Raw genomic sequence first — 11,908 nt, forward strand, 5'->3', positions numbered from 1 at the left:
TGATCGCTTTTCGGACAAAATAAATGTATCACATCTGCCAGTTGGTATCTATTTGTTAGAACTAAAACAAGGCAATGAACGTACATTACGAAAAATGATAAAAACTAATTAACATTTTTAAGGTTACTTTTAACGTTAATATTTATTATTATTATGCTCCAGAAAATTGATAAATATTTGCTTAACTTTGGAGAGCAAATGGTTCTACACCATGAACTCAGAATCGCTACATGCAGGCTACTGAGTTACAAGCTCATCTCTTAGTTTATCCCAAGCATCCTGCCATTTCTAGCTTAAATGATTTATTCGCAAGCCTCTATCCAGAGACCGTAGCGCTTAATTTATCGTACAGTCTATCAATCAACAATCAATACCTTATTTGACAACCTTCTTTACTTTATGAAATCTCATGTATTAGTCGCAGAAGATGATCCGTTCATGCGCAAAATTCTTCGCCAGACGCTGAAAGATGACTTTGAGGTTACAACTACAGAAAATGCCATTGAAGCCTTAAGCTGGATGGAAGCCGGCAACCCTGTCGACATTATTCTGTCAGATATTCAGATGCCTCATATGGATGGGAAAGATCTGCTGGGTATGCTGCGGGCCAGTCCACGTTTTCAGAAAATACCCATTATTATTTTATCGGGTGTTTCTGACAGCGATACCCGAATCAATTTTCTTAAGCTGGGTGCCGACGACTATATCGTTAAGCCGTTCAATCCGAACGAGGTGAAAGCTAAGATTTCAAGCGTACTACGTCGGACGGAAGCTAACAACGCCTGATCCTGTTAAACGATCCCTGACTACTAGAAATCTTTAATTTCTGACAATCATGCCGGAAGTAATCGAAGACCGCCAGCTGTTTCGGGTTCTTTACGTTGAAAATGATGAGCCGCGGGTTCAGGCTTTTCAACGGGCATTCCAGTCGCAAATCGACGTCATCAGTGTTCCGGATGGAAAAGCGGCTTTGGCTTACCTGGACAGCCAGGTGCCAGTGGATATGGTTCTGTACAACGATACGTTAGACAGCACTACGTTTCTGAACGGGTTACGAGCAAAACGCAGAGCGGTTCGGCTACCTGTTGTGCTGTTAACTGAACGAACAGGTGTCGATCTGACCACGCAACCCTATCAGGGCTATGTAATTGATGCGTTCCCGCACAACTATGTGGAGGATGACCTGCGGTTGCGTTTGAATTATCTGATTCAGAAAAAGGAGTACGAACAGAACGGGCATATCAGCTCGAAATCAGCTTCGATCCGTATTCCGATTGGCAAACGGCTGTTCGACATTGGGCTTTCGTTTTTCATACTGGCGATGGCATCACCCATTCTGGTGGTAGTTGCCGTTTTGATCAAACTGGATTCAAAAGGGCCTATTTTTTACAGCTCCAAGCGGGTAGGCACGGGTTTCCGAATCTTTGATATGTACAAATTTCGCACTATGCGCACCGACGCCGACAAAATGCTGGCGAGCATGGCTGCCCATAACATGTACAACAAGCCAGTAGCGGAAAAGCCGGTTGATGAGCGATGCGAAATCTGCCAGTTAGCCAATACGGAATGTCAGCGTCCCCTATTCATGGATCAGAAACAGATCTGTGAAACGCTTTACCAGCGTGAGCAGAAGGCGAAAGCCATGTTCTCGAAGTTCAAGGAAGATCCGCGCGTAACACGACTGGGCAAAATACTACGTAACACCAGCATCGACGAGCTTCCTCAGCTCTATAACATTCTGCGGGGCGACATGTCGTTTGTCGGAAACCGACCATTGCCACTCTACGAAGCCGAAAAGCTAACCGTCATAGGCTACAACCGACGGTTTGCGGCTCCGGCAGGACTAACCGGGCTTTGGCAGGTGATGAAGCGCGGCAAATCCAAGGTATCGGACGAGGAACGGATTCAGCTCGACGTACTGTATGCGAAAAGTTACTCCTTCCGGACAGATATGCTTATTCTTTTGAAAACCCTCAAAGCGGTATGGCAGAAGGAAAACGTATAATGAATCCCCCGTTGATTTCATTGATTACCATCAACTATAACCAGGCGGTGGTTACCTGTGATATGCTGGAATCGACACGCGCGCTGACGTATCCACGGTTTGAAATTATTGTTGTGGATAACGGCTCTCGGGAAGATCCGACGGCACTCATCCAACAGGGGAATTACCCGAACGTAACGGTAATTGTAAGCCCCGATAATCTCGGATTTTCGGGAGGAAATAATCTGGGAATCCGGCACGCAAAGGGAGATTATTACTTTTTGCTGAATAACGATACGATTGTTACACCGAATCTGCTGGAACAGTTATTGGCCCCTTTTGATCGGGATTCGACAATTGGTGTTACGTGTCCCAAGATTCGCTATCACGATCAGCCTAACACGATTCAGTACGCTGGGTATCATCCCTTAAATCAGTACACTGGCCGGACCTGGGCCATCGGTTTGATGGAAGATGATAAAGGACAGCATGATCAATCGGGTCCGACGTACTTTGCTCACGGCGCAGCCATGCTCGTAAGTCGGGAAGTGCTGGAGCGGGCCGGATCGCTGGACGATAGTTTTTTTCTGTATTACGAAGAGCTGGACTGGTCGGCAAGAATTCGGCGGGCAGGGTTTCAGATTTATTACCAGGCCGAAGCGCTGATTTACCACCGCGAATCGATGAGTGTTGGCAAGGCCAATCCGATGAAAGTCTATTACCACACCCGCAATCGCTTATGGTTTATGCGCCGGAACGTAACGGGATTTCCTTTGCTGATTTTTTGCCTGTTTTACTTTGGCATAGCACTACCTAAGTCTCTGATTAAGTACATAGTACGTTGGCAACCTGATTATCTCAAAGCCATCAGGGACGCCGTAGTCTGGAATTTCACACATAGGGTTAAGCAGCCAGAAACCGCTCACGCACCCACCGTGGTAACGGCTTAACTGGCGTCATCGACACGAACAAATGGAAATACTTCTTCTTATCTGCATAGGACTCGTCATCTATACCTACATCGGCTATGGCGTTGTTGTGTGGGCGCTTATTCGGTTACGTCCTGCCCGCAAAGCAACGGCTGCCTTTTCGAATGAGTTTACGCCGGATGTTACGTTGATCGTACCGGCCTATAACGAAGCCAGCTGTTTATCCGCTAAAGTCGCTAACTCAGTGGAGCAGTTGTATCCGCGTGAGCACATTCATTTTCTGTTCGTAACTGAAGGCTCGACGGATGGTTCTGACGAATTCCTGCGCAAAAATTATGGCGATACAATTGAAGTTCTGGGGGGCACCGAACGACGTGGTAAAGTAGCGGCCATGAACCGGGCCATGCAGCAGATTCAGACGCCCATTGTCATTTTTACGGATGCCAACACACAACTGAATCCCGAAGCAGTCCGCAACATCGTTCGTCATTTTCGTGATCCGGAGATAGGGGCTGTAGCGGGTGAAAAGCGTATTCAGACTGCCGACAGTGAATCAGCAGCAGGCTCAGGCGAGGGACTCTACTGGAAATATGAATCGCAGCTGAAGCGCTGGGATGCCGAATTACACACGATTGTTGGTGCCGCCGGTGAATTGTTTGCCGTCCGTACAGAGCTGTACGAGCCCGTATCGACAGACACAATTCTCGATGATTTTATCATCTCCCTGAAAATTGCAGGGCGGGGTTACCGCGTTGCGTATGAGCCTGAAGCGTATGCACTCGAACGTCCCTCCTTTTCGATTCTTGATGAGCAGAAACGTAAGATTCGGATTGCAGCCGGTGGTTTTCAGTCAATCGCTCGCCTGACGAATCTGTTGAATCCGTTCCGGCACGGTCTGCTTACGTTCGAATACGTATCGCACCGGGTTATGCGCTGGGCGGTTACGCCCCTTTGTCTGCCTCTGATTCTGCTGCTTAATGCAGGGCTGGTTATTCGGGACGGCTGGGCAAATGGCTGGGGATTGCTTCTTGCCGGACAGCTATTGTTTTATGGAGCGGCCTGGCTGGGCTACATTCTCGAGAAGCGGCAACTACGCTGGAAAGCCATTTTTGTTCCGTTCTACTTCACGTTTATGAACGTTTGCGCGCTGGCAGGTCTGATACGTTATCTACGTGGCAATCAATCAGGTACATGGGAAAAAGTTCGTCGGGCCGATGCGGTTGACGCGCTGACTTAATCACCTTTCTGTTACTCATTAACTATGGCTCAACCCTCATTTTTATTGAACGGAGGTCAGTCTTCAAATCAATTCTGGCTGTATAGTCTGATAGGCGGACTATACACGGTTGGTGTGGGCTATCTGATCAGTAGAATGGGACCTGTAGGCGGGGTATTGGCGATTGTTGCACCCCTTGGTCTGGGCATTGTGATTTCGATTCTGATTCGCCCACTCATTGGTCTGTTTATATATGTACAGCTTGGTTTTCTTTTGGGTTGGACACGCTTTATATCGATTGATTTTCCAGTTGGCTTAGTCATTGACGGCGTATTGACACTAACCTTACTGAGCTGCTTTCTAAATGGTCAGCAGATGAGCTGGAACCGACTGCGTAGTCCGTCTTTTGGGCTGATCAGTATCTGGTTTCTGTTCACGGTTCTTGAACTGCTAAATCCAGAAGCTCCTTACCGACCAGCCTGGTTCTTCCATGTACGTCCTTTTTCGCTGCACTGGTTTCTGGTAGCCATTATTGTTATGGTGGCACCGATCACACGAAAAGACATTCGTATTCTGGTGAACACCTGGCTGGTATGGTCGTTTTTCGGCGCTTTGTGGGCTTTCAAACAGCAGTACCTTGGGCTGGCGCCTGCTGAAGTAGCCTGGCTCAATAATGGGAATGCAAAAACGCACCTGCTGTTTGGGCGTCTTCGCTGCTTTTCATTCTATTCCGATGCCGCTCAATTTGGCGCCGAAATGGCGGGCGTTACGTTGGTAGCCGTGATCCGGGTTTTTGAAGAGAAAAAATTGCTCTACAAACTTGGCTTCCTCCTGCTGGCACTCGTTTACTTCTGGGGTTATGCCGTTTCGGGAACACGTAGCGCGCTATTTGTACTGATTGCTGGCTTACCTTTTTATTTATTTCTGAAGCGGGATTTTCTTAAAATAGTCATCGGCATGTCGGTTGCCGTACCGCTGCTGCTCCTGCTGATGTTTACCAGCGTAGGTAGCTCAAACTATGAGGTTCAGCGGATGCGTTCGGCTCTGACGCCCATGAATGATCCTTCGTTTCTGCTCCGCTTAAAAAACCAGGAAACGCTGGCGTCTTATTTGAAAGACTATCCATTTGGAGCCGGTATTGGTACGTCGGCAGACATGGGCGCGCGGTTTTCGCCCCAGCACTGGGCAGCTCAGACACCACCAGACAGCTGGTACGTGGAGATCTGGATCGAAACCGGACGGGTTGGTCTAACGCTCTACATTATCATCCTCGTAAGCCTGGCGGGTATAGGTGTATATCGAGTCTGGCAGTTAAAAGATCCGTGGTTAATCAAGATTATGTATGCTTTTCTGGCCGAGTTTGTCGGGATAGCCGTCATGGGGTATTCAAACCCCGTACTGGCCCAGTTCCCGACGAATAGTATCATTTTCATCAGTACCATGCTGATTACAACCTGTTATCGATGGGATACGAATCCGACAGAATCTGAAGTAAAAACTGAGCAAAACTCACCTCTCAACGTCCGCTATGAAACAGTTTGACAGCATCATCTGTATTGCCCAGACTGCCTGGAAAGGAAATTTCCAGAAAGCGGCCGTTCAGCTTATGACCGAGCTGTCGGCAAGGCATCGGGTACTCTACGTTGACTATCCCTATACGCTCAAAGATTTAGCGCAAGGTTTGACCGGACGCCCCGATATGCCAATTCAGGAAATGGTGCGCCTGCGAAATCCGCTTGTCAGAGAAACCCCTAAACAGCCCGAAGGAGAGCTTTATGTATGGACTCCACCTGTCATATTGCCAATCAACTGGCTATCCGATGGGTTACATGATCAATTGCTTGGCTGGAATACAAGTCGGCTGATTCACAGCCTGCGCAACGTAATGCGTCAGTTGAATATGCAGCGGCCACTCATCATCAACACGTACAATCCTGTGTTAGGCGTTCCGTTGCTTGGTAAGCTCAATGAGTGTGCAACTATCTATTACTGCTTCGACGAAATTACGACTGCGGGCGATTGGATGAGCCGTCACGGAAAACGATACGAAGACATTTTTCTCCAGCGCGTTGATGCCGTCGTAACAACCTCTGAAACGTTGCGTCAGGACAAATCGGCACTACAGCCCGAAACGTACTGCGTTAAGAACGGAGCCAATTTTGAACTGTTTAACCAGGCCCGACAACTCGCCCAGGAGCAGCCACCGACCAATCCAATCGTCGGTTATTTAGGATCAGCCGACAACCGGATCAACATCGATCTGATGGAATACTGCGCTCGAACAATGCCCGACGTTACGTTCCAATTTATTGGCGAAGTGCACGAACCTGAACTGACAAAACGGCTGGCGGACTTTCCAAACGTAACCTTTGTTCCACCTCGCCAGCCCGCTGATTTGCCTCCTCTGCTGGCCAGGCTGCGCGTGGGTATTATTCCGTTTGTGTGCAACCGGCATACCTACACAATATATCCGCTTAAAATCAACGAGTATCTGGCAGCTGGCCTTCCCGTTGTTTCGACGCCGTTTTCGATACTGGATGACTTTGCCGGAATTATTGAACTGGCCGATACGCCCGAAAACTTTGCGCAGGCGCTACGCCGGGCCCTGGCCGACACGGATTCAAAGCGTATACAGCAACGGGTCGACATGGCGCAGCGAAACTCCTGGGAGCATAGAGCCCGTGAATTTGAAGAGGTTATTCAACGGATACCGAAGGCCTGGCGACAGGAGCAACCCGCGTAACAACTAATAAACTTTATTCAGGAATTAAGAAAATATGAATCAGTACTCAACTCATCGGCTTATCCACTTCGGCCAGCGTCTTTTGCTGGGGATAGTGCTGTTGGTGGCAGCATCAAAGCTGAGCCATGCACAGGTGGCAACTCCTCAGCAAACCGCTCCTGCTCAGTCCGCTGCGAGCCAAACCACGAATGCTCCGCTGGATAGCATGGTCTTTGACTTTAACCGGGATATTGCCGTTCAACTGATCCCGTTTGAGGAAATTTTCCAAATCGCTCTTAAATACTCATCGGTCGTTAAGTTCGAGGGCGCTCTGGCCAATGGCCAACAGGCGGCTTATCGGTTATCGAAGCTTCAGATTTTACAGAATGTCGGTGGATATTATAACTACTCGAGTGGTAATCAGGCCATTCTATCTACTGGCACGACTTCTACGGATCAGCTAGGACAAATTTCGAACGGATATCGGGTGGGCGTCAATGTAGCCGTTAGCATCCACGATCTGTTTGGCCGCTCCCAGCAAATCCGTCTGGCCAAAGCCACCTACGAGTCGGCTATGGAACGTCGGCGAACCGCCGAGATTGGCCTGAAGCGCGAATTGTTCAATCTGTATCAGGATATCATTCTGTCGCAGAAAATTCTACAGATACGTCTGCGCGATGAACAGGTGGCGCTTACAGCTTTCCGGATTGCGGAGGTCGAACTACAGAAAGGGAAAATTACGCCCGAAGCTCACGCCTTTAATAGCAGCCGCTACGCTAACACCAACTCATCGGTGGAAGAATCTAAGGTTCTGTTTATAAAAAATATATACGCCCTTGAGTTGCTCGTTGGCGTACCCATTTATCAATTGAAACGCAACTAACCACATGACACTTCAAGGACTTGGTCGGCTTCTGAAACAGCACCTCATCTGGTTTATTCTGTTTCCATGTCTGACAGCAGGCGCGGTTTATTATTTCATGCGTAATGAAACCAGTACGTACAAAACCAAAGCAACCCTCTACACGGGCTTTACGTCTGGCTATTCAATACGTTCGGCAGAGGAAGGATTTAACGTCGACTACTCGGCCGTAAGTAATGCGTTCGACAACATACTGACAACGCTTACATCGAATCAGACGCTTTACCAGGTTGGTGTAAATTTGCTGAGCGACCACTTGCAGTTGACAAAACCTGACGATCAACAGCTTTCAGCCGCAAATTTCCAGAAGCTGCAGCAGTCTATTCCTGCCAGTTTACGCCAGTCGCTGGTTCGGGCGGGCGAACCAGCGTATACACGCCGTCGGGTAGATAGCCTGGGAAAAAGCCAGACCGACAATCCGATCAAAGCGCTGCTCCGTAACCCAGGCTCCTATTATTCGGCCGATTACATCGGTAAAAAGTTAAAAGCCAATCGTAAAAACTCCAGCGACATGCTGGATCTTGAATACGAAGCGGAGGACCCGGCCGTAACGCAACAGACACTGAATCTGGCGATTGCTGAACTGAATGAACGGTATACGTCGCTTAAACGGGGCGAAACGAATCCGGTTATCAAGTACTATGAAGACAAAGCGAAGGAAGCTAAACGTCAGTTAGACAACGCTGAATCCAAGCTGCGAGCCTTCAACGTACAGCATAATGTTTTAAATTTTGAAGACGAGCTGAAGACCCGCTCCGCGACCCGTGAAGCGCTGGTTACTGAGTACAATACTGAGGTGATGCGAAATCAGGCGGCTAAAGCAGCTATGAATGCCCTGAACCAGCGGATGACTCAAGGCGGTAATATCCTGAAAATCAACACGGCTTTAACGGACAAACAGGCTGAGTTAACAGCAGCTGAAACACAGTTGATTAATGCCCGGACAAATGGCCAGCCTCAGGCGGTTCTGGATCAATACCAGGCAAAAATCACGAAGGCATCAGCCGAGTTACAGCAAATTGCCCAGAACTATTTCGCTGCGGATAACTCAGCGGATGCCGTTCCAAAAATGAAACTGATTAACGAATGGCTGGGGAAAGTACTGGAGTTTGAAGAATCAGGAGCCCGAATGAACGTAGTGAAAAAGCGGCTGGACGATTACCAGACTGAATCCACTACGTTCACTCCGCTGGAATCGGAGCAACGGCAGCTAACCCGCGACCTGAGCGTTGCCGAGAAGGATTATCTGAACTTAATCCAGGCGCTGAACCAGGCCAATACTCACCGGCAGGATATTGCGATCGACGGGTCAATGTCGGTACTCGATCCGCCAGCTTTTCCCTATGCCCCACAAGCGCCGAAACGTTTATTTTTTACGCTCATTGGAGCGGGGGTAGGCTTTGTAATCGCCCTGATTCTGGCGGCAATACGCTTCTGGACCGATAAACGGATTAACTCGCTGGAGGAGGCCGAGAAACGTATTGGCAGCCCGGTTACGGCCTTGTTTCCAAAAGTTAAAAAGTTTGACGTCAAGTCGCGGGCGAGCCGGGCTGCGGTTAGCATGTTTGAGCAACTGGGCAATGCCATCAATATTGAGATTGCGCAACGCCAGGCTTCAACACCATCGCTCATTACGTTGTTTAGCATCCGTTCGAAGCAGGGCAAAACCTGGTTTGCTCACGGCCTGGCGCGTATGTACGCCGAATCGGGCGAGCAGGTGGCGTATTGCTATCCACGCATTGCCGACTCGAATCAGAAGCTTGAGCAGGATGGTGTTACGTTCCTGCCATACGATTTGCCCGCAAATTTCATGAACATCCGGGAGCTGGACGATCTGCTTTCGCCGGAAGATGCCTTATCGATAAACCAGTTCAACAAAGTCATTCTGGAATTGCCAGCTCTCGTTAGTAGCCCGATTCCAATGCATCTGGTCAATAGAAGCGTGGTTTCGCTCATGATTCTCACCCTTCATACCATCTGGAGTCGTCGGGATAAGCAGTTATACAGCCTCTACACCAAAATGGCCAAACATCCTGTGCTGATTGCGCTGAACAAAGTGGAAGGAAGCGACTCGGACGCACCTACCCGGATCGACATTGAGCAGGGGGTGACACGTACCAAACGCTATACCGAACCGAACGCTGTAGCTCACCGGGCATAACCTTAAACGATTTTAGCTGATCAGGTACAATGAGTCATAAGCAACAGGCAATTAGCGGAGGTAAATGGATGACGACGTCCACGGCCATTTCCACACTGTTTCAGTTTGGTCAGGTAGCCATTCTGGCCAGATTGCTGGAGCCTTCCGCTTTTGGCATCGTTAGCGTCAGTACGCTTCTCATTTCGTTTTTCAGCATTTTTGCCAACCTCGGCTTTTCGAATTCCATCATTTACAAGCAGGAAGAAGATCAGCAGGTGCTGTCAACAATTTATCTGCTCAATCTGTCGCTGGGCTTATTTATCGGGATTGTCGTTTTTTTTAGCTGGCCGCTGGCGGTTGCTTATTACAAGGAGCCCCGACTGGAGCAGGTTATCAAGCTTTCGTCGCTCTATTTCATTATTGTATACGTCGGTCAGATTTACTTTTTTCTGCTCCAGAAAGAGCTTCAGTTTAAGGCTGTGGCCAGTATCGATATTACGGGTACGGTAGTTGGATCTATTGTAACCATCTTGCTGGCGTTTAATGGCCTTGCCGAATTATCGCTGATTTATGGGCAATTGGCGCAGCAAACCGCCAAGTCGGCCCTCCAATTGATTTATGGCGGCAAATTATTCAGGCCCGCACTGAAATTCGATCTTAACCTAATCAAAGACCATCTGCGGTTCGGGATCTACAATGTAGGCGATAGTCTTGTTGGTTTCATCCAGGCCAACTCCGACAACATTATGGTAGGTGGACTATTGGGAGTCAAGCAGTTAGGCTATTACACACTGGCGTCGCAACTGGCTGTGGTCCCGATTTCCAAGCTCAGCCCAATTATTCTGCAGGTAGCCTATCCGATTCTGGCCCGATTCAAGGGCGATACCAACGAACTCAAGAAATCGTACCTGACAATTCTAGATTTGCTCAGCTACATTAATCTGCCGCTGCTGGCTGGTCTGTTCATTACGGCCGATAGCCTGGTGCCGCTTTTCTACGGTCCCGGCTGGGAACCTACCATTCTGCTCATCCGAATTTTTGTGTTCGTCAGCATTTTCACATTCCTGAGCCATCCGCTGTTCACCCTGGCTTTTTCGAAGGGCAAACCCAAGCTTTTGTTTGGCCTGAATCTGATCACGCTTTGTATCAAAATACCGCTTGTTTATCTGTTTGCCCGTTACTGGGGCGTAACAGGCATTGCGACGGCATTTCTGGTTGCCACCATCGCCAACGTAGCATTTAATTTCCGGATCGTTCATTCGCTGATCGGCTCATTCTTTGGCGAGTTTGTCCAGAATATAACAAAGCCGATTCTGTTTTGCCTGATCATGGTAGGTGCCATTGCGCTGTATAAATCCTACCTCGATTCCGTCGATATTCTTAACACGGTAGTGCAAATTATCCTGGGAGCGCTGATTTACCTGGGATTAACCTTCCGTTATAAAATACCCTTTGCCGAATTGAAAACGCTGGGGAAATCAGCCTGATACCATGTCTGCTCAACCGTTTATGCAACAGCTCATTTTAAAATCCCTCTACGTAGTGGCCCGGCTGAAATACCCACAGCTCCGCAAGGATCTGAGTTATTTCGTGCGGGACAACTATTACTGCAAACTCGTTCAGGGACGGTATCTGCTGCATGACTACGTACTGAAAAAGAAATACAAAGTCATTAGTTATCAGGGCGAATTCGATCAGGAGTTACGCTACGTATTACCATTTGCCTACTGGCATCATCTGAACGGTACGCTGAGCAAAACCATCTCGGCCCAGCACACGAAGGAGTTTTATTTTTTCAGTTTGAACCACGAAGAACGGTTTAAGCAGCGAATCTGGACGGAGTCGTACGCGCACTACGACGTACCGAACATGACTCACAGCAACTCGTACAGCTTCCGCAACTGGGCGCAGGTACCTTACAAATCCCATTATCAGAACGACATATTCGTGTTCGACAAGCCGCTGCTGGTCATTGCCAACAATTACAATATTGAA

General features: G+C 48.6%; 10 protein-coding genes and 1 pseudogene. All 11 read left to right on the forward strand.

The annotated features are described in order from the left end of the window. Positions 1–19 precede the first annotated feature (19 nt). Positions 20–112 carry a hypothetical protein gene (locus tag ACOJS8_RS28230; RefSeq protein ID WP_420151915.1) on the forward strand — a complete coding sequence of 31 codons (93 nt, stop codon included), beginning with the start codon at positions 20–22 and terminating at the stop codon, positions 110–112. A gap of 287 nt (positions 113–399) precedes the next feature. After that, the gene (locus ACOJS8_RS28235; RefSeq protein ID WP_420151906.1) at positions 400–786 is read left to right on the forward strand and encodes a response regulator; all 387 of its coding nucleotides are present in this window, start codon (positions 400–402) and stop codon (positions 784–786) included. Positions 787–835: 49 nt separating this feature from the next. Continuing rightward, positions 836–2,005, forward strand: a complete 1,170-nt coding sequence (locus ACOJS8_RS28240; protein WP_420151907.1) for a sugar transferase — start codon at positions 836–838, stop codon at positions 2,003–2,005. Further along, complete coding sequence (locus ACOJS8_RS28245) at positions 1,984–2,934, forward strand: glycosyltransferase family 2 protein (protein WP_420151908.1); 951 nt, start codon at positions 1,984–1,986, stop codon at positions 2,932–2,934. The genes ACOJS8_RS28240 and ACOJS8_RS28245 overlap by 22 nt, the downstream gene beginning before the upstream one ends. A 22-nt stretch (positions 2,935–2,956) precedes the next feature. Continuing rightward, the gene (locus ACOJS8_RS28250; RefSeq protein ID WP_420151909.1) at positions 2,957–4,150 is read left to right on the forward strand and encodes a glycosyltransferase family 2 protein; all 1,194 of its coding nucleotides are present in this window, start codon (positions 2,957–2,959) and stop codon (positions 4,148–4,150) included. Between the two features lie 24 nt (positions 4,151–4,174). Continuing rightward, positions 4,175–5,671 carry an O-antigen ligase family protein gene (locus tag ACOJS8_RS28255; RefSeq protein WP_420151910.1) on the forward strand — a complete coding sequence of 499 codons (1,497 nt, stop codon included), beginning with the start codon at positions 4,175–4,177 and terminating at the stop codon, positions 5,669–5,671. Continuing rightward, positions 5,658–6,872, forward strand: a complete 1,215-nt coding sequence (locus tag ACOJS8_RS28260; protein ID WP_420151911.1) for a glycosyltransferase — start codon at positions 5,658–5,660, stop codon at positions 6,870–6,872. Before ACOJS8_RS28255 ends, ACOJS8_RS28260 begins: the two co-directional genes overlap by 14 nt. 34 nt (positions 6,873–6,906) lie before the next feature. Further along, complete coding sequence (locus ACOJS8_RS28265; protein WP_420151912.1) at positions 6,907–7,734, forward strand: TolC family protein; 828 nt, start codon at positions 6,907–6,909, stop codon at positions 7,732–7,734. 4 nt (positions 7,735–7,738) lie between these two features. After that, on the forward strand, positions 7,739–9,934 hold the full coding sequence (locus ACOJS8_RS28270) for a GumC family protein (RefSeq protein WP_420151913.1): 2,196 nt from the start codon (positions 7,739–7,741) through the stop codon (positions 9,932–9,934). Between the two features lie 29 nt (positions 9,935–9,963). Next, entirely contained in the window at positions 9,964–11,400 is a 1,437-nt protein-coding gene (locus ACOJS8_RS28275; protein WP_420151914.1) for an MOP flippase family protein, read from the forward strand. 22 nt (positions 11,401–11,422) lie between these two features. Next, positions 11,423–11,908 (forward strand): annotated as a pseudogene (locus ACOJS8_RS28280) (hypothetical protein); the annotation flags it as partial.

Origin of the sequence: Spirosoma sp. (assembly GCF_048594605.1) — a bacterium.
Taxonomy (GTDB): Bacteria; Bacteroidota; Bacteroidia; order Cytophagales; family Spirosomataceae; genus Spirosoma.